Source organism: Halostagnicola larsenii XH-48 (assembly GCF_000517625.1).
Lineage (GTDB): Archaea > Halobacteriota > Halobacteria > Halobacteriales > Natrialbaceae > Halostagnicola > Halostagnicola larsenii.
Genome location: NZ_CP007058.1, coordinates 66,243 through 87,687, shown reverse-complemented (window position 1 = coordinate 87,687; position 21,445 = coordinate 66,243). Strand labels below are relative to the sequence as shown.

Sequence of the window (21,445 nt, the reverse complement as noted above, 5' to 3'; positions counted from 1 at the left end):
GTGAGTACAGCGACCCTCCCTATAAGCGTTGGTCCAAAAACGGCGACTATGCGATTCGAGAGCGCAATACAGGAGTTCGATTTATCCCGATCGCGAACGAAGACGCGGCTATGTTGGAGTGGCTCTCTCGAGAGACGGCGGTTGACGCCTCGATCAATGCAGCCCCCATACTCATCCTCGCCTACTTCGCTGTGCTTTTCGAGGTCGTTTCCCCCTGGCAGTTCGAACTGTTGCCCGTCGTACTCACCCACACACTGACGATGTTACCGTTGATCCTCCTGCTTTTCGTGACGTACCTCGCCGCGCGGCTGATCGAACGGGATGCGAGCCGATCTTGAAGGAGATCGACGCCTGAGACGTGTGGGAATCCGTGTGATGTTTTAAGAAAGTAGCGCGCATAGATGTGTTCGATGGAGTTCCAGATCACGTCCATCTATACGCCGGGAGGTGCGTTCGCGTTCATGATGATCGTGCTCAGTCTCACGCTCGTCGCCATCATCGTCTACCTGCTCGTGTTCACCGGAGCGGACGTTCCGATCCAAATTGGGATGTACTGACGGAGACGAGGCGATTTCCACGTCCGGCGTGGCAGGTATCCATCAGTTCAAAATAATTTTTAACTCGCCTGAAAAATCCTACCCACCGATGGACAACCAACACCAGACAGCAGTTGCAACGTTTCTCGCCGAACACGACCTCGAGAGTCCGCCGGAGAATCACGTCCTCGACCTCTCCGCGGAAGTCGGTGAAATCGCCGGGGCGGTTAACGCCTCGAGCGACTACGGCTCCTCGCCCGAACAGATTGACGTCCCCCGGGACGAACTCGGCGACGCGATGTTCTCGTTGCTCGCTGTGTGTTCGGCCCTCGAGGTAGACGCCTCGGCCGCGCTCGAGGAATCGCTCGAAAAGTACGAGCAACGGATCGGAGAGACGGGAACGCCGGGTTCGGAAGGAACCGACCACTAGCGCCCCCCGCGGTACCGTGTCGTATGGTGTCGAACCGGAACCGGGTTTCCCTGCCGCGTCGCGAACGCCTTTTTTAGGTGGTCGACTAGCCGCTACCGATTCGTTTGGTACGACGTGTTCCGAACCCGTTCCGACAACTCATCCTGTGGATCGGTCTCGCGCTCGCCCGCCTCGGTCTGATCGACCGCGAGCGGGCGCGCCGGACGGCCGACCTCGCCTGGCCACGGATCGTGACCGGGCTCGCACGGATGTCGAAAAACGCCGTCGACGTCGCGATGGTCGGCGTTGCGGTCGGGTCGGGTGCCATCGCCGGCGTCGGTTTCGCCGCACCGTACTGGGGACTCGCGTTCGCACTCGGCGGCGGCGTCGCGGGCGGAACGATCGCCCTGGTCTCACAGCGCTACGGTGCCGAGCGCTTCGATCAGATGGGGCAGGCGGTCCGCTCGAGCGTCGTCTGCGTGCTGGCGGTAACGGTACCGGTCGCGGCCGTGTTCTGGGCGTTCCCCGTCGAACTCATTTCGCTGATCAGCGACAATCAGGAGGCGGTCGAGCACGGGGCGAACTACCTCCAGATCGTCGCGTTGGGAATCCCCTTCGCCGGGCTAAATCTGATCGGTAGCCGGACGTTCGTCGGGATGGACGATTCGTGGACGCCGATGGTCGTCCGCGCGGGTGGAGCGGTCGCGAATATCGTCCTCAACTCGGTGCTCATCTTCGGTTTCGACATGGGCGTCGTCGGTGCAGCGCTCGGAACCGTCCTCGCGAACGTTGTCGTAACGAGCGTGTTCGGAATCGGGTTAATCGCGGGGCGGCTTCCGGGACTCGGTTCGTTCGACGTCAGCATCAGCCCCGTCGGGACCTACCTCGACGGCGAGACAATTTGGGACCTGACGACCATCGGCCTCCCCGTGTTGGGATCGAAACTCGTCTGGACCATCGCCGAGTTCCCGATGCTCGCCATCGTCGACATCTTCGGACAGGACACTGTCGCCGCCTACGTCATCGCCCGCCGGATCTGGGGGCTGATGAACACGCCCGGCTGGGGTTTCGGACTGGCCGCCTCGAGTCTGGTCGGCCAGCACCTCGGAACGGGCGACGAGCACACCGCAGAGCAGTACGGCCGAGAGATCGTCTACTTCTCCGCGGCGGTCTATCTGGTCGCTGCGGTGATCGTCTTCGTGCTCGCAGAGCCGATCACGCTGGCGTTTACCGACGATCCGAGCGAGCTGTCAGTGCCGACAGCGGTCGCGCTCATCCGAGCGGCCTGCGGGGCGATCGTCTTCAAGGGCGTCCACACCGCGGCTGCGGGCGCGCTCAACGGCAGCGGAGACACGCGATGGCCGTTCTACAGCCAACTGCTCGGGATGTTCGGGCTATCGATTCCGGTCGCCTACCTCGGCGCGACGGCCGTCACGATTCCGAATATCGGTCCGATTCCGATCCTCGAGCTCACCATCTCGGGCGGGACGATACCGGCGCTGGGGCTCACCGGTCTCTGTCTCACTTTCTTCGCCGAGACGCTCACGCCGGCCCTGATCAACTACTACCGGTTCTCGACCGGCAAGTGGAAGGCCATCAGTCGAAGTTATCGGCCTGACGCGGCCCCCGCTGACGACTGATGGTGGGTGGGCGGGGCGGCTAGGACGCATAACTCTCGCTCGCGAGCGCGTCTCGATCAACTCAGGAAGCCGGGAACGCCGACTGCTTCGAATCCGGTTACGCCGATCGCAGCGAGTGCGTAGAGCACGACCAGGACGATAACCCAGGCCACCAGTCCGATCATCGCCGCGGCGGTCCACTCGCCCGGATACCGGAATTTGATCACGGCGATGTACGCGAACAGCGCCAACAACGGACCCAAGAGCGGAATCCAGCCGACCACGTACCCCACGACGCTCCAGACGATCGAGCCGATCAACGCCGTCACGATCGCGTGATCGTAATCGCCTACGCCAACGATCACTCGAGCACCGACGTAAATCCCGACCGCGCCGATCAGGAGACTGACGACGAACACGATTGCTGAGGCGACTACCATACAGGAGATGTCAGGTTAAATACTGAAGGTGATAGTGCTTGCAAACGACGGAACTAGTGAAGACGGCGGAGAGTCTCAGTCGTTCATCGACGGAGATGACGCGCACAAGGGTATCCTGTGATCGCCCTGATCGAGTCTTCGCAACCGCGAGATGAGGGACAGGGTGCTACTGTCGTTTTGTTCGTGATAGCCCCGATGTTGCACAGCCACACAATTTGGGAGGGGTTTCGGAATGTATCCCCAACAGCACCGTTTCACTGTTCTTCCGTTGGAGGGACAGGAGAATCAGGCGAATTTCGAACGGATGAGGAAGACGAACGACCAGAGGAAAATTATGACCACGACTGGACCGAAACCAAATACGAACCCACTACCAATTGGCCAGTTAACAAGAGCTGCCGATAGAGTAACGACGGTCCCAATGAGCAGTAAACTCGTTCCCAACCATCGGTCGGGGAGTACCAGATTTGTCGTCGACTTGGCGTACAGCAACAAGACGAATAACAGAAAGGTTGCACTGATGCCGACGCCCTGACCCACTCCACGCGCACTGATTGGGTTGTCGATAGATCGTACAGCTACTGCGAGGAATATCCCTGCACAGACGACCAAACCAATTATTTCGATTTTATCGGGTAAGACTCGATTAGAGTCCTCTCCCATATTACGTTGATAGTGAGACAATACAGATACATAAGTTGTGACTATATTTGCGGTCTTCGATGTATCTCTTGGGAGATACTGGTGACGATAAATCGGTAGTGAGTCCGGGTACTCATCAAAAGCGCCGATGATCAGTTCTTCCACGATGACTCCTCGAGCGAATCTATCGAGAAAACCGTTCCCGATACTGTCCGGCGATTCAACCCGGATAACATGCCTGTGACGGCCTCAGAGCTATCGCTCTCGGAAGCCTACCACGTACATGGGCAACACAACACGTTCCATCGAGGAAGCGACGATCGGGCAGCTCCATCGAGCCTTCGAGGCGGGAACGCTCACCAGCGAGGAACTCGTCGAGCGGTACGAAGAACGCATCGAGAGCTACGACCGAAACGGTCCGGAACTCAATGCGATCGTCACGCACAACGAAAACGCGGCGGATCGAGCAGCTGAACTCGACACCAAGTTCGACGAATCGGGGGCGTTCATCGGCCCGTTGCACGGCATTCCGGTAGTCGTCAAAGACCACGTCGAAACGACTGATCTCCCGACGTCGTACGGCTCGGAAGCGTTCGAGGAATATTACCCGGAAACGGAATCGGGCGTAACCCAGCGCCTGCAGGACGCTGGGGCGATTATTCTGGCGAAAACGACCATGCCCGACTGGGCCACGTCGTGGTTCGGCTTCTCCTCGCTGACGGGCCGGACGAAAAATCCCTACGACCCGGCGCGCGACCCGGGCGGCTCGAGCAGCGGGACCGGCGCAGCCGTCGCTGCGAACCTGGCGACCGTCGGCATCGGAACGGACTGTGGCGGCTCGATTCGCGTCCCCGCGTCCTTCGACAACCTCGTGGGCGTTCGCGTAACGCCGGGGCTGATCAGCCGCGCCGGGGTAAGTCCGCTGGTCTCCCAGCAGGACACCGCCGGTCCGATGACACGCACGATCCGCGACGCGGCCAAGATGCTCGACGTGCTCGTTGACTACGACGAGCGCGACGAACTGACGGGAAACACCGAACTCGTCAAAACGGAGGGATCGTACACGAACGCGCTCCGCGCCGACGGGTTAGACGGCGCTCGAGTCGGCGTCCTTCGAGACGGGTTCGGCGACGACGATAATCCCGACGCTGCGCCGGTCAACGAGGTGACTGACAGCGCTATCACGAGGATCGGAAACGTCGGTGCAGAAATCGTCGATCCGGTGGAAATCCCCCGACTCGAGGAGTACCTCGGCGAGACGATGTTGTACATCCTCCAGTCCAAACGGGACCTCAACGATTTTCTCGCCGAACGAGACGGACCGGCCGACTCCGTCGACGAACTGTACGAAAACGGGCAGTACCACGAACTGCTCGACCTGTTTATCGGCTTCGCCGAAGACGGGCCGGACGACCTCTCGGACCACCTCGAGTACTGGAAACGCCGAAACGCCCAGCACGACTTTCAACAGGACATTCTAAACGTCTTCGCTGCCCATGACCTCGACGCGATCATCTATCCGGACGTCCAGGTCGTACCCCCGACGGCCGAGGAGATCCGGGACGGAAAGTACGAAACGATGACGTTCGCGACGAACACGATCGTCGCCTCGCAATCGCTCTGTAGTGCCGTCTCCGTCCCGGCGGGGTTCACCGACGACGGCCTGCCGGTCGGGCTCGAACTGCTCGGACGACCGTTCGACGAACCGACGCTGCTCGAACTGGCCTACTCGTTCGAACAGGCGACGGAACACCGCCGACCACCCGAAACCACACCGCCGATATCGGAGTGAGTCCGTGGTCACGCCGCCGGTATCGGAGTGATCTCGGCTCACTTCAGCGGTTCCGAATTGGACAGCGTTTTTGAGTACCGAGCCGTCTACTCAAGTATATGTACACCTACGCCGTCTGGTCCAGCGAACGTGGGCCTCACACGAGCGGTATTATCGCGAGTCTCGCTCGAGCGCACGCCGAACGCGACGACCGGGTTCTCGTCGTCGATTTCACACCGCCGGGCGACGGGCTGACGGAGTACTTCGGGCTCGAGCCCGGCGACGAAGGTGACGAAAACGTCGTCTCCCATCTCATCGAAGAGAACGACGATCCGTTCGAGCAACTCATCCGGAGCGCAGAACCGGGCGTCGATATCGTCCCGACGCACGAACACCTCGCCGACCTCGAGAATACGCTCAAACAGAACGCGAAGCTCGCCGAAATTTCCTCCTCGAGCAGAAACTACGAGTACCCCAAATCGGAGCAGCTTCACCGCGTTCTCTCGGATTCCAAAGTATTCTATGAATACGACATTATCCTGATCGACGCGAGATCGGAGACCAACCAACACGCCTACAACGGCGTGTACGCCGCACAGAACGTGCTGATCCCCTACGAGTCGGGTACCGACCTCGAGGCCGTGACGACCGATTTCGAAGATATCCGGGACACCCTCGAGTCGATCGACGTCGAACCACTCGGTACGGTTCCGATGGGCATTGATCCCAACAATACTGGGGATCTAGGCGGAGCTTCCGGGGATCTACCGTCGATGGGGATTTCGATCGCGGACTGCCCGTCGCTGTTCGAAGACGCTCGAGTCGCTCGCTCGAGTTTCCTCGAGTTCGACGCGAACGAGGAGTACCGACAGCTGGAGCCACACGAGCGAAGCGTCGTGGCCTCGATCGAGGAACTCGCCGAGGTTATCGCGACGACGCTGAAGAACCCGTGTTGATCGGACGGTCCGTGAAACGCCTACAGAGATAGAATCGCACCGCAACGACGGCGATCCGCTACGAAGAACATCCGCCCAACGAAGGAACATCGTCTCGAAGATAGATGTCAATTGTCCTGATATAATATTGAATATCAATTAATATACTTTTACCAGACATATTACCAGAATCATCAGATTTTTTAAACCGATAGAGGGCGTCTTAGGGCGCATATGTGAGGGTATAGTTCGACGACTCTGCTGTCCAGTCACCTGTGAGTAGTTCATATTCTTCACCCGAAATTTCGCGACGATCTTGATACAAATTTTTGCCAAGATGAAAATCATCGTGTTTAGGTGTCACATCGTGTCCGACGAGAAAGTCGCGTATATAACTCCCCACAATATACGGGAGTGTTCGCGGATTGTTTACTATTTTCTATAATTATCGCGGTGATTGATCATATGTCCATCAATATATGCAAGTAGGACAATGACCATAACCCAGATCAACCGACGACAGATGACTAGTGAACGCTGTAGTGTCGTTTAATGAACCCTGTGCCGTCAGGTAATTCTTTTCGAACGCGAGCCCCTTCAGTAGAGAGTTCGTGACTGAAGTCCGGGCTGAAATAGGTCATCGAATTCCGACATTCCCCAGGCTGGCCGTCAGTCCATCTCGCTGTCCGGTTTGACGACCACTTTGCCAAAGCCTTCCCGATTCTGTAGCATTTCGTGGGCTCGAGCGGCCTCGCTCATCGGGAGCACGTCTCGAATCGCCGGCTCGAAGGTGCCGTCCCAGACGAGTTCCATCACGTCGTCGACTTCGCCGGGTGTCGCCATCGTCGAGCCCAGTATGTTCAATTGATTCCAGAAAATGCGCTGGATATCCGTTTCCGGGGCACCGCCTGCAGTGCCCCCGCAGGTTACCAGCCGACCGCCTTTTGCCAGGCTCTTGATCGAGTCGCGCCAGGTCGGTTCGCCGACGTGTTCGACGACGACGTCGACGCCGCGACCGTCGGTTTCCTCGAGGATCCAATCGGCGAAGTCTTCCTCCTCGTAGTTACAGACGTGATCCGCCCCGTGCTCGCGTGCGTACTCGAGTTTCTGCTCGCTGCTCCCGGTCGCGTAGATCTCCGCGCCGGCATAGTCTGCGATCTGGAGGGCAGCGTGGCCGACGCCGCCGCTTGCGCCCAAAACGAGGACGCGTTCGCCCGCGGAGAGTTCGGCGCGGTCGATCAGCATGCGCCAGGCCGTCTGGAAAACGAGCGAAGACGAGCCGGCAGTCTCCCAGTCGACGTGATCCGGAACCGGAATGAGGTTTTCGGCCGGAATCGCGGCGTACTCGCTGTGAACGCCCGGCACGTGTTCGCCGATGATGTGAAACGTCTCGCAGAGCGACGCCTCCCCGTCGCGACAGAATTCGCACTCGCCACAGGAGACGCCGGCCGAAAGCGCGACGCGATCACCGACTTCGTACTGGGTCACGTCCTCGCCCACGCGTTCGACGACGCCAGCCCCGTCGCTTCCCGTCACGTGCGGGAGTTCGAGGTCGAGTCCGGGTAGTCCGCGGCGCACCCAGACGTCGAGATGATTGAGCGCACCTGCTTTGATGTCGACCAGTACCTCATCGGGTGCGGGGTCCGGATCGGGAACCGATCCGTACTCGAGTTCCTCCGTGCCACCGTGTTCCGTGACTTTGACGGCGTCCATACCGTAATCGTTGTGAACGTCAATGATAATTCTGGTGGAACCGGCGACTGGAACCACCGCCGGGAATCAGCCCCCCGCGAGCGAACTCAGGCGAGACTCACCGCCTCCTGGTAGGAGCCGTACTGCTGTTCGAAGACCTGCATGATCTCACCCATCGTCGCGTACGCCTTCACCGCATCGACTATCGGTGGCATGACGTTCTCGTCCGCTTCGAGGCGACGCGAGAGTTCTTCGAGCGCCGCCTCGACCTCGTCGTCATCGCGCTCGGCTTTGACGCGCTCGAGTCGCTCGAGCTGTCGATCGCGGGACGTCTCGTCGATCTGAAGGATCTCCGGCGAAGTATCCTCCTCGATCGTGTACTCGTTGACGCCGACGACGACCTCCTCGCCGCGTTCGACCCGCTGTTGGTACTCGTAACTCGATTCTTGAATCTCCCGGTGGAAGTACCCCTCCTCGATCCCCTGCAGGATTCCGTCCCGTACCGACCCGTCGCCGATGTCTTTGATCTCCTCGAGGTAGGCCATGATCGCGGCGTCCATCTCGTTGGTCAGCGTTTCGATCGCGAAGCTACCGCCCATGGGATCGACGATGTCCGCGGCACCGGATTCCTCGGCGATAATCTGTTGGGTTCGGAGTGCGACGCGAACCGCCTCCTCGCTGGGCAACGCGAGCGCCTCGTCGAAACTGTTCGTGTGCAGCGACTGGGTCCCCCCGAGAACGCCGGCGAGCGCCTGAATTGTCACCCGGACGATGTTGTTGAGCGGCTGTTGGGCCGTCAGCGATTGACCGGCGGTCTGGGTGTGAAACTTCAGACGTTTCGATTCGGCCTTCTCGGCGTCGTACCAGTCTTCCATCACGCGCGCGTACAACCGACGCGACGCGCGGAACTTGGCGACCTCCTCGAAGATCGAGTTGTGCGAATTGAAGAAAAACGAAAGCAGCGGAGCGAACTCGTCGATATCCAGGCCCCGCTCGAGACAGTCCTCGACGTAGGCGAAGCCGTCAGCCAACGTGAACGCGGCCTCCTGGGCTGCCGTCGACCCCGCCTCCCGAATGTGATAGCCCGAAATCGAGACGGGATGGAAGGCGGGCGTTTCGTCGACGGCGAACTCGATCGTATCGGTGACGACCGAAAGCGAGGGTTCGGGCGGAATCACCCACTCCTTCTGTGCGATGAATTCTTTGAACATGTCGTTCTGGAGCGTTCCGCGGAGTTCCGAGCGCGGAACGCCCTGACGATCGGCAAGCGCCACGTACATCGCGTAGATGACCGCAGCGGAGGGGTTGATCGTAAACGATGTCGAAATCTCGCTGATATCGATCCCGTCGAAGAGGATTTCGAAATCAGCCAAGGTGTCGACGGCGACACCCTCTTTGCCGACCTCGCCCTCGCTCATCGGATCGTCCGAATCGATTCCCATCAGCGTCGGCATGTCGAACGCGACCGACAGGCCGGTCTGTCCCTGATCTATCAGGTACCGGAACCGCTCGTTCGTCTCTTCTGCGGTCCCGAAGCCGGCGAACTGGCGCATCGTCCACGTTCGACCGCGGTACATCGTCGGGTAGGGGCCGCGCGTATACGGCGGTTCGCCCGGAAATCCGAGATCCGACTCGTAGTCCGTGTCCGCGACGTCCTCGGGCGTGTACAGGCGATCGACCTCGTGATTCGACACCGTGGCGAACCGGTCCTTTCGTTCGCCACCTTCGAGTGATCGCTCGAGGGTGGCGTTCTCCCATCGTTCGCGCTGTTGGCGAATCGCCTCGAGGTCGTCCCTATCGTACATGGTCGTACGTGATGATACCGACACGCTAAACTCTTGTTCTCGGTTAGTTACATTTAAGAGATGGCGGCCGCCCGGGCGAGAACTGTACGCTGTGCTCGCCCGATGCGTTCAGTTTTTCAAGTGGCGAGCGATGATCTTCTTTTGAATCTCGGAGGTCCCCTCGTAGATCGTGGTTATCTTCGCGTCCCGGTAGTAGCGCTCGACATCGAAGTCCGTCGTGTAGCCGTACCCCCCGTGGACCTGAATCGCCTCGCCGGCGACGTCGACCGCCGTCTCGCTCGCGAAATACTTCGCCATACTCGCGGCCATCGAGTCGACGCCGTCCTCGTTCTTTCGCGCGGCGTCTCGAGCGAGCAATCGGGCAACCTGGACGTTCGTCTGCATGTCTGCGAGTTTTTGGCCGATCGCCTGGTGTTCGATGATCGGCTCGCCGAACTGTTCGCGCTCGTTCGCGTACGCGATAGCGTCCTCGAGGGCGGCCCGTGCGACGCCGACGGCTTGACTAGCGATCGCGATACGGCCACCGGTGAGAATCGAGAAGGCGGCTTGTAATCCGTCGCCGACGTCCGTGAGACGGTTTTCTGCAGGGATACGGACGTCTTCGAAGAGCAGCGTCGTCGTATCGCTCGCACGAAGGCCGAGTTTGTCCTCTTTCTTGCCGACCGTGAGTCCGTCCGTCCCTTTCGGCACGAGAAACTGGGTGATCGTCTCCGGATCGTCTCGATCGGTCTTCGCGAACAGCACGATGACGCCACAGCGCTCGCCGTTCGTGATCCACTGTTTCGTGCCGTTGATAACGTACTCGTCGCCCCCGTCGGTGCCGACCTGTCGCTCGAGTCTGGCCTCCGTCGTCATCGCTGCGGGGTTCGAACCGGCGTGGGGTTCGGACAACGCGAATGCACCGACTGGGCGGCCGTCGGCCATTTCCGGGAGCCACCGCTCTTTGTGCGACTCCGACCCGAACGTGCGGATGCATGAGGTCGCGAGGCAGTGAACGGACAGAGCCGTCGCGACCGCGAGATGACCTGCGGCGAGTTCTTCGTTGACGATGCTGTAGGTGAGTTGATCGACGTCGATCCCGCCGTACTCCGCCGGCACGGTCAGCCCGGTCAGATCGAGTTCCGCCAGACCGTCCCAGACGGATTCGGGAAACCGCTGGTCGCGGTCCGCCTCCGAGACCCCCTCGATGACCTCCGATTCGACGAAATCGCGGACGGTGTCTCTGATGAGCAGTTGTTCGTTCGTGAGTTCCATATCCCATCAACGACCGTGAAGATAGTAAACTATCGGGGTCTCGAATGCACGCACTCACTCGAAGCAGTGACCGTTCTCGTCGCTCGGTAGTGCCACGAAGTACGCAACTCGAGGAAATGTCCGTCCGGTCGGTGGGACGAATTCGAGACGCTCGTTGGTCCGACGATTTTACACACAGTCGAGCGGCCACGGATCACTTGAAACCTGCATCGAAGTCGGATAACTCGAGTGTGCACCTGGGGCAGACCGGAATCGGGCTCGGAAAACCATTACGCCCATATAATTGTAATCAAATTCTGGCAATAGACATTCCGAATGTCGACATATTATGATTCATAACCACATATTGGAATATGACCGTTGGTGAAAGCCCGATCACCCCTTCAGTCGTAAACGTATCCGCGGCAGAGTACACGACACACCCGCGGCCGAGTACACGATGCGCAGCGACTGCAAGCCGGACGATTACATCCGGAACATTTGTATCACGCCGATACGATGAAGACGGTATGACAGGAGAGTCGGATAGTCGTCGACGAACGAAAGTCGAACGAGTGATCGACACCTACGATCTCGACGAGTGGGGTGCCCGACTCGAGGCCGAGTGGCTCGGCGACGGTGGGAATCGAACGAGTCTCCGTGATCTCGCGACGGATTTTAATATCGCTGTTCTTCAGGAAGCCCTACGTGACGCCGGCGGGACCCCCACCCCCCGGGACGTCGAAAACACCTACGAAATTTTGACAGACGACGACGCGACATCCTCAGAACGGATCCGAAAGCGCCGATCGCTCGAGCGGACCGGGGTCGATATCGACGCCGTCCGATCGGATTTCGTCACCCATCAGGCGATTCATACGTATCTAACGACAGTTCGGGAAGCCGAACTCCCGAAAAACGACGACGACGAATCTCGGCGTGAGCGCAAGAAAGAAACGATTCAACGGTTGGCAAGCCGAACGCAAGTCGTCACCGATTCGACGATCGAAGAACTGGTTCGCGCTGGATTGCTTACCGAGCGAAAATACGACGTGCTCGTATCGGTGACCGTCGTCTGTGAACACTGTGGGACGACATACACCGTCGACGAACTCATCGATTCCGGCGGCTGTGAGTGTTCTGCGTAAGCGATTCCGGACAATTCGTTCTGACAACACCCTCCGCTGGTGGTGGTTATTTATACAGGGAACACAAATCAGCGTTCAATGTCAACAGCGAAGTCACTCGAATCGGCTATCGATCTTACTGCCGAAAATATCGGGGGGATCGACGAAACAGCCGTCACGCTACATCCCGGCGTCAACGTCCTCACGGGACGGAACGCGACTAACCGAACGTCGTTCCTCCAGGCGATTATGGCGGCTCTCGGGAGTGAACAGTCGTCGTTGAAAGGCGATGCAAATTCGGGGGCGGTCGAGTTGACCTTCGCGGACGACCAGTTCACCCGATCACTCTACCGTCAGAACGGAACGGTCTCCTTCGACGGCGACCCGTACCTCGAGGACCCCGAACTCGCCGATCTCTTTGCGTTTCTATTAGAATCCAACGAGGCGAGACGAGCAGTGGGTCGCGGTGACGACCTACGCGAGATCATCATGCGACCGATCGATACCGACGAGATCGAGGCCGAAATTAGTGCCCTCGAGACCGAAAAACGAGAACTCGACGAGCGGATTAGCGAACTCGAACGCCTCGAGGACGAACTGCCCGACCTCGAGGCCGAACGGGTCTCGATAGACGAAGAGATCGACCGCGTCTCCGATCAGATCGACGAACTCGAGACCGAACTCGAAGAACACGAGATCAACGTCGACGAAAGCCGAACGAGAAAAGCGGAGTTAGAAACCGCCTTTTCGGAGCTTCGAAGCGCACGTAAGGAGTTCGAATCCGTCGAGTACGACTTAGAAACCGAACGTGAAAGCCTTCAAGAACTCAAACGTGAGCGAGACGAACTCGAGGAGGAAATCGACGAACACACCGCGGAGAACGCGGAGTCGCCGGATCGATTAGACGGTCGTATTTCGGAACTGCGCGAGCGAAAACGGTCGCTCGATTCCAAACTGACCGAGCTGCAGAACGTCATCCAGTTCAACGAAACCCGGCTCTCGGGAGACGGAATCGACCTCGAGGGAGAGCTCTCGGCCCACGACGACTCGGCAGAGCTAACCGACCAACTGGTCGAGGCATCGGACGAAATCGTCTGCTGGACGTGCGGCTCGAACGTCGAGCGTGACCGCATCGAATCGACCCTCGAGCGGCTGCAATCACTCCATCAAGAAACCCTCACCGAACGAAACGACGTCCAGAACAAGATCGACGAGCTATCTCGACAAAAGTCGGCAATAAAAGAAACCGCACAGCGACGGAGCCGACTCAAACGCAAGCGCTCGTCGATCGAAGACGAGATCGAGATGCGAGAAGAACAGATCGACTCTCTCGAATCGGAGCGCGAGCGGCTTGCCGAGCGCGTCGAGAAACTCGAGGCGGATGCAGAATCGTTCGAAGACACGGATTACAGCGACGTTCTCGAAACCCATCGGGAGCTAAACCGAGTCGAACTCGAACTCGAGGAGCTCGAATCGGATCGAGCGAACGTCGACGAACGGATCGAAGAGCTCGAATCGACGATTGAGGATCGGGACGAACTCGGCGATCGACGCGCTGAAATTGAAGATGAACTGACAGATCTGCGAACACGCGTCGACCGAATCGAGGCGGACGCGATCGACGCGTTCAACGACCACATGGAGTCGATCCTCGCGGTTCTCGAGTACGGTAACATCGATCGGATCTGGATCGAACGCCGAGAGACGAGTGTCCGAGAGGGCAGACGTACCGTGTCGAAAACAGCCTTCGATCTCCACGTCGTCCGAACGACAGACGACGGAGCCACCTACGAGGATACGATTTCACATCTCTCTGAAAGCGAACGAGAGGTGACGGGGCTGGTCTTCGCACTCGCCGGATACCTGGTCCACAACGTCTACGAGGTCGTCCCGTTCATGTTGCTCGACTCGCTCGAGGCGATCGATTCGGATCGCATCGCATCGGTCGTCGAATACTTCGAGGAGTACGTCGACTGCCTCGTCGTCGCGTTGCTACCGGAGGACGCCGAACCGCTTCCAGAGTCGCATCATTACGTGACCGAGATATAGACGCTCCGACTGTTTTCGCTGGGAGAGTGGCGCACTGACGATCCGTCGATCAGGGTTGCGTTACACAGATACGTGTGTAACGCGTCGTGTGATCGGTGGGGTCATACGGAATTGTAAGCGGATTACATTAGCGGCTGTACGAACGGACAGTTCGTGCGTGATCAGACGGAAGTGCGTTTCACGGGCGACGGCGCTGGCCAAAAAGAACCTGGACTCGCTACGGTGCTTCGCGGAGTCGTTCGAGGAGCAAGTCGATGTCGATCGTCGTCACCGCGAGGGAAATGTTTTCAACTCGAGCGAGTTCTGGTGCGAACTCCCACAGTTCATCCTCAGTAATGCCGTGAAGAACGACGGCGTTCGGCGTCGGGTTTATCACTCGAAGCGCGATGAGTGCCCCCTTCCCCGACGTGTTGTTCGTAAAGACCAGTGCTCGGTTGGTACTCTGTCCGTAGAGGTTGTAAAATTCGCTACTCGAGAGATGCCGGATCGCTTCGACGCTGTCGACGACGGTGTGGCCGGCGACAGTGGTACGGTCCCCGGTTGCGAGCTCCGTCGCCTCGATGTTTTCGTAACACTGCTCGAGTGATACGTTCGCGCGGTACTCGTGAAGGTCCAAAATGATGCCGCTATCGACGCCCGCTGAGAGCGCTCGAGTGTGCTGTCGGATGTGAGCACCGCCGCGGTACTCGTCGATATCGAGCAACGCGTTGACGGTGCGTCGAATCGTTCCGCTTCCGGGGTTTTCCCGGCGACCGGTTTCGTAATCGGAGATCACCGAAACAGAAACGTCGAGTTCGGCAGCGAGGTCGTTCTGTGCGATTTCGAAGTCCGTTCGCCACTTCCGGAGCGTGGCACCGGGATCCTCGCTCAACGCGATCTCCCCCGCGATTTTTTCGGCTAATTTGTCCCGTGCTTCGACCATCATATGTAAGTAATGTGCCAATCGGTACTTAACGGTGCCGAAAAGCGGGTTAGTTCGGGTTGAACGCGATCGCTGCATTGGCCAGACAAAACAACTGCAACCGTCAAAACGCCGGTCGCGAACGCAGGTGGACCACTTATAGACCTGTTAATCCGATACGCGGGCGTTTTCGACCGGGCAGAGGGTGCAGCGAGATCAAATCGTGTCAATTTCATCGTATTCTCTCATCTGTACAACCGACCTAAAATCTGGATCACACGGTCTCTTTCAGCCGAAACGTGAATGAAGTCACGGTGATCTGCCGTAATCGTAAAACAACGAATTTATGATTATTGGGTTGAATCATTTCAATGAATGTACGATCTGACTGGATTCCAACGCGACCTGCTGCTAGTAATCGAAGGACTGGACGAGCCACACGGTCTCGCGATCAAAGACGAACTCGAGGAATACTACGAAAAAGAGATTCACCACGGACGATTGTATCCGAATCTGGACACCCTCGTCGAGAAGGGACTGGTCGAGAAAGGAGAACTCGACCAGCGAACGAATTTCTACTCGACCACTCGGCGCGGGCGCCGGGAGATCGAAGCACGTCGGGAGTGGGAGAATCAGTACATCGATACCTGAACCGGCATGGAGACCGGCGGATACGACCGGAGTTTTCTCGAGCGAGTTGAAGTCTTCTACCGGCTATCGGTTGGATTTTCAAAAATCGATTCACACAGTCGGGGGACTGTAGCGGGGGCGGCAAATCTACTGCACTAAATCGCCCTTTAGTGCAGTGGAAGTGTGATCACTCGAGACGGCTGTATACCGACGCTCGAGAGCCTATACGGGCAATATGCGTATTTATAAACTTTATGGCGCGATATAAAATGCCAGATCCGTCCTGTACGGGATGCAATCGTATGTTGGCGGCCAGAGCTCCTGGCATCTCGGATCGGCGACTCGAGTCCGATGATCCGTTCTCTCGAGACGGTAGACGAAGTAACGATAACCACAGCACACTTACTCCGATAGAATAGACCACCTACTATGAACACGGCAGTATCTGCGGATCCCTGCGAAGGGAAGGACATGGAGTGCGATCGACATCGTCGATTACACACTGGGAGGAACCGTTCATGCTCATAGACGCACTCAGATACCCGACCAGGGGAGCGGATTCGCTCACTGTCGCAGGAATCGTCGTTGCCGTCGCGGTCGGCTATCGATATACCGCGGAGTTCGTTCCGTCGATAGTTGCCGTAGTGCCCGGAACCGTAACGATGGCCGGTATCGTCCTGTTAGTGGGGTACTTGTCGCAGGTGCTCATCGACGACAGCCAATCACCACCACCCATCGATGTGAGATCGGCGCTCGGTGCGGGTATCAAATCGCTTGGAATCGCCATCGGATATCTCGTGGTACCTACCGTCGTGATGGTGACGACTGTGCTATCGTTCGTTGAAACCGGAGGGGACGCGAGCAACGGCGTGCCAGCGGTGTTTCTGATCAGTTCAACTGCGGCGTTGTTCTTCTTTCTGACGAGCGCCTACGCGCTCCCAGCAGCACTCGCAGCGGCCACGACCGATGGCGTTCGCGCCGCGATCGACCGAGAGCAGGTGTTTCCCGCCCTCGGCGAACTGTCTTACGCCACCGGGTTGATAACCGGGTTTACCCTCTTCGGAATCGGACTCATCCCGATAACGACCACGCTCGGCTCGGGCGACATCGCCGGCTTGCTCTCGGCACTGTTCGGAGCGTATCTCTTGCTCGTGGGCAGTCGTGTCATCCACACCGGCTACCGCCGAGCAACGACGAGCAAGTGACTCTCCGTCGCCGAACGTTCAGTCACAAACGGAATCGAGCGCCTGACCGAAAAGAAAACCGTCGACAACCGGCCCAGATTAGAGTTGTGGCGTCTGGGACTCGGCCGGCTCGAGACGCCGATTGTGTAGCGCTTCACCAGTCGACCCATCGAAGATGTGAATCGCTCCTTCGGGGATGTGTGCGGTCACCGTTTGACCGCTCTCGAACTGGCGCATGCCACCGACCGTCGCGATGATCGATTCCCGCTCGAGGGAGGTATCGTCGTTTTCGAACTGCAGGTAGACGATATTCTCGTCACCCATCGGCTCGATGACATCGATCGTGGCCTCAATGTCGTGCTCGCCCGATGGTGAATCGGTGCTGATTTCGATATCTTCCGGTCGGATTCCGAGTACGAGATCGGACGAGTCACCGAGTTCCGTCGCGAGTTCGTCCGAAATCGGGTACTCGAACAGATCGGCGTGCAGCACGGTAGTGCCCGCCTCATCGTGACGTTCCATATCGATGAAATTCATCGACGGCTCTCCGACGAAGCCGGCGACGAACAGATTCGCCGGTCGGTGATAGCAATTGAGCGGCGTGCCGATCTGCTGGAGGGTGCCGTCGTTGAGAATCGCAACCCGATCGCCCATCGTCATCGCTTCGGTCTGATCGTGGGTCACGTACACCGTCGTCGTATCGAGTTCCTCCTGTAATCGCTGAAGCTCCGTGCGCATTTCCGCCCGAAGCTTCGCGTCCAGATTGGACAGTGGTTCGTCCATGAGGAAGACCGCAGGATCACGAACGATCGCCCGACCAAGTGCAACACGCTGTTGTTGCCCGCCCGAGAGTTCGCCGGGTTTTCGATCCAGCAATTCCTCGATCCCCATCATTGTAGCCGTCTCTTCGACGCGTTCGCTAATCTCGTCGTCTTCGAGGTCAGTCGACTCCTCGAGGCCGAACGACATGTTCTCTCCCACGGTCATGTGCGGGTAGAGCGCGTACGACTGGAACACCATCGCGATGTCCCGGTCTTTGGCGGGCGTGTCGTTTATGACGCGGTCGTCGAGGGTGATTTCTCCGGAGCTGATCGTCTCGAGTCCGGCAACCATTCGCAGCGTCGTAGATTTCCCACAGCCGGAGGGGCCGACGAGGACGAGGAACTCGCCGTCCTCGATATCGATCGATACATCGTCGACGGCAACGATTTCGTTCCCGTCGTCTTCCGTGAATATTTTCGTGACGTCGTTGAGTTTCGTTTGAGCCATGATTAGTACCTCATTGTGGAGATAGTTAATTGTCGAGTGATCATACGCGAACTCCCTCCGCGAACTCATCGGCGAACAGGAGATACACGACCAACGTCGGCAGTGCCGTAAGCAACGCACCTGCCATCCGAAGTGGGTAGTCAACACCCTCGAGCGACGTACCCAGACCCGAAAGGATCAGCGTTGCAGAGGCCGCTGGATCGTTAATGCTCCCGATAAGCGTCAACGAGAACAGGAACTCGTTCCAGATCTGCGTGAACTGGAAGATGAAGACGACTGCGAACATCGGTATCGACAACGGCAAGACGATGCGCTTGTAGATTCGCCAAACCGATGCGCCGTCGAGTTTCGCAGCCTCGATCATCTCCCAAGACATGGTTTTGTACTGCGATCTGAACAACAACGTACAGATCGGAATCCCGTAAGCGGTGTGGGTGATAATGAGTTCCAAGATTGTCGCGAAACGCGGCGTCAACAACAACCCGAGTCGGTGATCGAGCATCGCGATGTTGGACCAAAACTGCGTCAGCGGAATAATGACGGCCTGATACGGAATGAAGATTCCCGCGATGAACAGGACGAACACCGCGACCTGGCCCCGCCAATCGACGAGGGTCAACCCGTAGGCAGCCATGCTTCCGAAAATGGCACAAAGGATCGTCGCCGGAACGGTGAAGATGAGGCTGTTTACCATCCCCTGTGCGAGAGCGTCGAACGCGAACCTCCAGCTTTCGAGCGTTGCCCCACTAGGTCCCGGTGGGATGAACGGCTGCGTATTGAGCAACGCATCGGTCGTTTTAATCGATGTGACCAATCCGGACTGGATCGGAATCAGGTAGACGATCGCCAATCCGATAATCGTCACGTACAGGCCGACTCGATTGAACCCGAGTTCATCGAAGAGACCCTCGTCGTCGGTACGACTCCCGGCTGAAAGTGTATCTTCGCTCATAGATTTCCTCGCTTGTACTCCGTGTACAGGTAGGGTGCGATCACGGCCAGTGACAGGACGAACAGCGTGAGACCGATCGCAGAACTGTATGCCCACTCGTTGCTGTTGAATCCTTCACGCATCATTTTTGTCGCAAGGATGTCTGCACCCTGTCTCGGCCGATAGCCGCCGAAGATCGCGTACAGGAAGTCAAACGCCTTCAATGCGAAAAGCACCAGCGTCACCGTTGCACTGACCATCGCAGGTTTCAGCTGCGGGACGATTACGCGCCAGTACATGCGTAATGTCCCCGCCCCGTCAACCCTCGCTGCTTCGTACTGTTCGGACGGAATCGACCGAAGTGCGGCGAGGTAGATCACCATGGCATACCCGCTAAATTGCCAGATTAGTGCAACGATAACAGCTCCGAGCACAAGCCGTGGATCCGCCAGCCAGTTGGGACTAAATCCAAACAGGCCAAAGAACTGATTGATAATGCCATCGTCGCCGTTGTACATCCACTGCCAGAACTTGGCAGTGACGATGAACGAGAGGCTAAACGGAAGGAGATAGATCGTCCGAAACGACCGTCCGAACCGGATCTCCCGATCGAGTAGAATCGCCAGCACGAGTCCAAGTGCTAGACAAGCGACCGTAAACACGACGAGCAACACAAGCGTGTTCCGGGTCGCTTCCCAGATCGCGGGATCTTCGAGCATCCGCAGATAGTTGCTCAGGGTCAAATTAGAGTAATCCGGACCACCAAATCCGGAGTAGTTAGTCAGCGAGAGGAGGGAGTTCCATCCGATCGCTGCGTAGACGAAAAAGCCCATGAGCACGAGCGGCGGCCCCCAGAACGGCATCGACTGAACGAAGTCACTATCCAGCCAGCGTCTCGTAGACGACCGCTCGGTGACCGTTCCACCGTCCGTCTCGACGCGACGCTTGTCCCGTATGGAACGCAAAAACGCTACAAGACGTTTCATGAGAGATATCAGTTAGACGGTATCCATGAAGCCTTCGGTTGCACCATCGACGTCGAACGGATCTGCGAAGTTGTTGTTGAGGACACCCTCGAGATCCGACTGCGTTGCCTGATCGACCGCGAGACCGTGGGCGAGCGTCGGTGGTTTTTCGGAGACTTCGTTGAAGTCCTCGATCGTCTCCGTGAGGTAGGGGTTGAACTCGTCCGTCGGGACGTCCGTTCGAGTCGGGATCGAACCCTTGTACTGGTTGAACGCGACCTGCGCCGTTTCGCCGCCGATAAACTGCAGGAAGGTCGCGGTGTCCTCGGGGGTCGGGTTGTCGCCGGGATAGATGAACGAGTCGATGTGCAATCCGTACATATCTTCCGTACCCGGGAATCGGATCGCGCCCCAGTCTTCGCCGTACGTGAGTTCTTCGCTGATGTACGCGCCCGCGAGCCAGTTACCGCCGTGGATGAACGCCGCATCGCCGTTCATGATGTCCTGATTGACCTCGGTGAATCCGACGGATGCTGCGTCGCTGTTGATGTAGTTTGCCAGCATCTCCTCGAGCGTTTCGAAGGTACTGCGGACGGCGTCCTCGTCGCCATCGCCGTTGATGAAGTCAATGTAGGCGTCGTATCCCTGCGTACTGAGCATCACGACGGCCCAGGTCTGGAGAATACCCCACGCTTCGAGTGACATCCCCAGCGGCGTCGCATCCGTCTCGGATTGGACCGTATCCAGCGCATCGATCAGCGCGTCGGCGTCGTCGAGCGATTCCGGATCGACACCGGCCTCCTCGAGGACGCTGACGTTGTAGAAGAGGTCGTTCATCCGGTGGGAACCGAGTGGTACCGCTGAGTAGCCGTCGTTGTACTGGCAGGCCTCCACGGCCTCCTGTACGTGGGCATCCTCGAAATCTGATTCGTCCCACACCTCGGATTGGATATCACCGAGTGCACTATCGTAGCGCTCGAGGTTCGCACCCGGCCAGCCAGCGAACGAACTCGGCGGATTGTTGTTCTGGAGTCTGGTGGCGACGGTCGAGTCGAGACTCTGATTGCCCCCGCCACCGATCGCGTTGGGGTCAAAGTCCATATCCGGATACTCTTCGGTGAACGCATCGAACAGCGCTTCCTGGGCTTCTTGTCCGTCACCCCCCGTCCATGCGTGAAGAACCTCCACTGTGTTACCGTCATCTCCCCCTGTGAGACAACCTGCAAGTCCGAGCATTCCTGCGGCCCCTGCAGCCCCTGCACCCTTTAACACGTGTCGTCGCGAATGTGTGTCATTGTTGGACATAG

20 protein-coding genes are annotated in these 21,445 nt (G+C 58.3%); 10 read left to right on the top strand and 10 right to left on the bottom strand.

Annotated elements, in window-relative coordinates; translation table 11 throughout:
- Positions 1-110: 110 nt before the first annotated feature.
- From HALLA_RS18760 to HALLA_RS18750, 4 genes are all read left to right on the top strand, one after another.
- Positions 111-338: a DUF6684 family protein gene (locus HALLA_RS18760; RefSeq protein WP_049955034.1), complete on the top strand. Its 228-nt coding sequence runs from the start codon at positions 111-113 to the stop codon at positions 336-338.
- Positions 339-410: 72 nt separating this feature from the next.
- Positions 411-557 (top strand): hypothetical protein, encoded by a 147-nt coding sequence (locus HALLA_RS21200; protein ID WP_169732165.1) that lies wholly within the window; start codon positions 411-413, stop codon positions 555-557.
- Between the two features lie 88 nt (positions 558-645).
- Positions 646-966, top strand: a complete 321-nt coding sequence (locus tag HALLA_RS18755) for a MazG nucleotide pyrophosphohydrolase domain-containing protein (RefSeq protein ID WP_049955033.1) — start codon at positions 646-648, stop codon at positions 964-966.
- Positions 967-1,070: 104 nt separating this feature from the next.
- Positions 1,071-2,585 carry an MATE family efflux transporter gene (locus HALLA_RS18750; protein WP_049955032.1) on the top strand — a complete coding sequence of 505 codons (1,515 nt, stop codon included), beginning with the start codon at positions 1,071-1,073 and terminating at the stop codon, positions 2,583-2,585.
- Between the two features lie 56 nt (positions 2,586-2,641).
- On the opposite strand, the gene HALLA_RS18745 is transcribed toward HALLA_RS18750, so the two are convergent.
- Positions 2,642-3,004: a hypothetical protein gene (locus HALLA_RS18745; protein ID WP_049955031.1), complete on the bottom strand. Its 363-nt coding sequence runs from the start codon at positions 3,002-3,004 to the stop codon at positions 2,642-2,644.
- Positions 3,005-3,289: 285 nt separating this feature from the next.
- On the bottom strand, positions 3,290-3,811 hold the full coding sequence (locus HALLA_RS20815; RefSeq protein ID WP_157231442.1) for a hypothetical protein: 522 nt from the start codon (positions 3,809-3,811) through the stop codon (positions 3,290-3,292).
- Positions 3,812-3,929: 118 nt separating this feature from the next.
- Between HALLA_RS20815 and HALLA_RS18735 the strand changes: the two genes are divergently transcribed.
- Both HALLA_RS18735 and HALLA_RS18730 read left to right on the top strand, forming a co-directional pair.
- Positions 3,930-5,438: an amidase gene (locus HALLA_RS18735; RefSeq protein ID WP_084569141.1), complete on the top strand. Its 1,509-nt coding sequence runs from the start codon at positions 3,930-3,932 to the stop codon at positions 5,436-5,438.
- 98 nt (positions 5,439-5,536) lie between these two features.
- Positions 5,537-6,373, top strand: coding sequence for a ParA family protein (locus tag HALLA_RS18730; RefSeq protein ID WP_049955029.1), 837 nt, complete (start codon positions 5,537-5,539; stop codon positions 6,371-6,373).
- A gap of 648 nt (positions 6,374-7,021) precedes the next feature.
- On the opposite strand, the gene HALLA_RS18725 is transcribed toward HALLA_RS18730, so the two are convergent.
- From HALLA_RS18725 to HALLA_RS18715, 3 genes are all read right to left on the bottom strand, one after another.
- Complete coding sequence (locus tag HALLA_RS18725) at positions 7,022-8,065, bottom strand: zinc-binding dehydrogenase (RefSeq protein ID WP_049955028.1); 1,044 nt, start codon at positions 8,063-8,065, stop codon at positions 7,022-7,024.
- 86 nt (positions 8,066-8,151) lie between these two features.
- A complete protein-coding gene (locus HALLA_RS18720; protein ID WP_049955027.1) occupies positions 8,152-9,849 on the bottom strand; it encodes an acyl-CoA mutase large subunit family protein in 1,698 nt (565 codons plus the stop codon).
- A gap of 108 nt (positions 9,850-9,957) precedes the next feature.
- A complete protein-coding gene (locus tag HALLA_RS18715; protein WP_049955026.1) occupies positions 9,958-11,103 on the bottom strand; it encodes an acyl-CoA dehydrogenase family protein in 1,146 nt (381 codons plus the stop codon).
- Positions 11,104-11,612: 509 nt separating this feature from the next.
- Between HALLA_RS18715 and rdfA the strand changes: the two genes are divergently transcribed.
- Both rdfA and HALLA_RS18705 read left to right on the top strand, forming a co-directional pair.
- Entirely contained in the window at positions 11,613-12,230 is a 618-nt protein-coding gene (gene rdfA / locus HALLA_RS18710) for a rod-determining factor RdfA (protein ID WP_049955025.1), read from the top strand.
- Between the two features lie 78 nt (positions 12,231-12,308).
- A complete protein-coding gene (locus HALLA_RS18705; RefSeq protein WP_049955024.1) occupies positions 12,309-14,258 on the top strand; it encodes an archaea-specific SMC-related protein in 1,950 nt (649 codons plus the stop codon).
- Positions 14,259-14,475: 217 nt separating this feature from the next.
- On the opposite strand, the gene HALLA_RS18700 is transcribed toward HALLA_RS18705, so the two are convergent.
- On the bottom strand, positions 14,476-15,180 hold the full coding sequence (locus tag HALLA_RS18700) for a helix-turn-helix domain-containing protein (RefSeq protein WP_394298882.1): 705 nt from the start codon (positions 15,178-15,180) through the stop codon (positions 14,476-14,478).
- 354 nt (positions 15,181-15,534) lie between these two features.
- On the opposite strand from HALLA_RS18700, the gene HALLA_RS18695 reads away from it, so the two are divergent.
- Positions 15,535-15,810 carry a PadR family transcriptional regulator gene (locus HALLA_RS18695; protein ID WP_049955022.1) on the top strand — a complete coding sequence of 92 codons (276 nt, stop codon included), beginning with the start codon at positions 15,535-15,537 and terminating at the stop codon, positions 15,808-15,810.
- Positions 15,811-16,307: 497 nt separating this feature from the next.
- The gene (locus tag HALLA_RS18690; RefSeq protein ID WP_049955021.1) at positions 16,308-16,994 is read left to right on the top strand and encodes a DUF4013 domain-containing protein; all 687 of its coding nucleotides are present in this window, start codon (positions 16,308-16,310) and stop codon (positions 16,992-16,994) included.
- 78 nt (positions 16,995-17,072) lie between these two features.
- On the opposite strand, the gene HALLA_RS18685 is transcribed toward HALLA_RS18690, so the two are convergent.
- From HALLA_RS18685 to HALLA_RS18670, 4 genes are read right to left on the bottom strand one after another with little or no spacing between them, the layout of a single operon-like run.
- Positions 17,073-18,242, bottom strand: a complete 1,170-nt coding sequence (locus HALLA_RS18685) for an ABC transporter ATP-binding protein (protein WP_049955020.1) — start codon at positions 18,240-18,242, stop codon at positions 17,073-17,075.
- Between the two features lie 40 nt (positions 18,243-18,282).
- Complete coding sequence (locus HALLA_RS18680) at positions 18,283-19,194, bottom strand: carbohydrate ABC transporter permease (RefSeq protein ID WP_049955019.1); 912 nt, start codon at positions 19,192-19,194, stop codon at positions 18,283-18,285.
- Positions 19,191-20,159, bottom strand: a complete 969-nt coding sequence (locus HALLA_RS18675; protein WP_049955018.1) for a carbohydrate ABC transporter permease — start codon at positions 20,157-20,159, stop codon at positions 19,191-19,193. The genes HALLA_RS18680 and HALLA_RS18675 overlap by 4 nt, the downstream gene beginning before the upstream one ends.
- Before the next feature lie 12 nt (positions 20,160-20,171).
- Positions 20,172-21,443 (bottom strand): ABC transporter substrate-binding protein, encoded by a 1,272-nt coding sequence (locus HALLA_RS18670; protein ID WP_049955017.1) that lies wholly within the window; start codon positions 21,441-21,443, stop codon positions 20,172-20,174.
- Positions 21,444-21,445: the final 2 nt, after the last annotated feature.

Bases quoted from the DNA above. Each gene is read 5' to 3' on its own strand.
- HALLA_RS18690 (WP_049955021.1), top strand. From the start codon at position 16,308: ATGCTCATAGACGCACTCAGATACCCGACCAGGGGAGCGGATTCGCTC.
- HALLA_RS18670 (WP_049955017.1), bottom strand. From the start codon at position 21,443: ATGTCCAACAATGACACACATTCGCGACGACACGTGTTAAAGGGTGCA.
- HALLA_RS18755 (WP_049955033.1), top strand. From the start codon at position 646: ATGGACAACCAACACCAGACAGCAGTTGCAACGTTTCTCGCCGAACAC.
- HALLA_RS18695 (WP_049955022.1), top strand. From the start codon at position 15,535: ATGTACGATCTGACTGGATTCCAACGCGACCTGCTGCTAGTAATCGAA.
- HALLA_RS21200 (WP_169732165.1), top strand. From the start codon at position 411: ATGGAGTTCCAGATCACGTCCATCTATACGCCGGGAGGTGCGTTCGCG.
- HALLA_RS18685 (WP_049955020.1), bottom strand. From the start codon at position 18,242: ATGGCTCAAACGAAACTCAACGACGTCACGAAAATATTCACGGAAGAC.
- HALLA_RS18700 (WP_394298882.1), bottom strand. From the start codon at position 15,180: ATGGTCGAAGCACGGGACAAATTAGCCGAAAAAATCGCGGGGGAGATC.
- HALLA_RS18720 (WP_049955027.1), bottom strand. From the start codon at position 9,849: ATGTACGATAGGGACGACCTCGAGGCGATTCGCCAACAGCGCGAACGA.
- HALLA_RS18725 (WP_049955028.1), bottom strand. From the start codon at position 8,065: ATGGACGCCGTCAAAGTCACGGAACACGGTGGCACGGAGGAACTCGAG.
- HALLA_RS18705 (WP_049955024.1), top strand. From the start codon at position 12,309: ATGTCAACAGCGAAGTCACTCGAATCGGCTATCGATCTTACTGCCGAA.
- HALLA_RS18730 (WP_049955029.1), top strand. From the start codon at position 5,537: ATGTACACCTACGCCGTCTGGTCCAGCGAACGTGGGCCTCACACGAGC.
- HALLA_RS18760 (WP_049955034.1), top strand. From the start codon at position 111: ATGTTGGAGTGGCTCTCTCGAGAGACGGCGGTTGACGCCTCGATCAAT.
- rdfA (WP_049955025.1), top strand. From the start codon at position 11,613: ATGACAGGAGAGTCGGATAGTCGTCGACGAACGAAAGTCGAACGAGTG.
- HALLA_RS18735 (WP_084569141.1), top strand. From the start codon at position 3,930: ATGGGCAACACAACACGTTCCATCGAGGAAGCGACGATCGGGCAGCTC.
- HALLA_RS18745 (WP_049955031.1), bottom strand. From the start codon at position 3,004: ATGGTAGTCGCCTCAGCAATCGTGTTCGTCGTCAGTCTCCTGATCGGC.
- HALLA_RS18680 (WP_049955019.1), bottom strand. From the start codon at position 19,194: ATGAGCGAAGATACACTTTCAGCCGGGAGTCGTACCGACGACGAGGGT.
- HALLA_RS18675 (WP_049955018.1), bottom strand. From the start codon at position 20,159: ATGAAACGTCTTGTAGCGTTTTTGCGTTCCATACGGGACAAGCGTCGC.
- HALLA_RS18715 (WP_049955026.1), bottom strand. From the start codon at position 11,103: ATGGAACTCACGAACGAACAACTGCTCATCAGAGACACCGTCCGCGAT.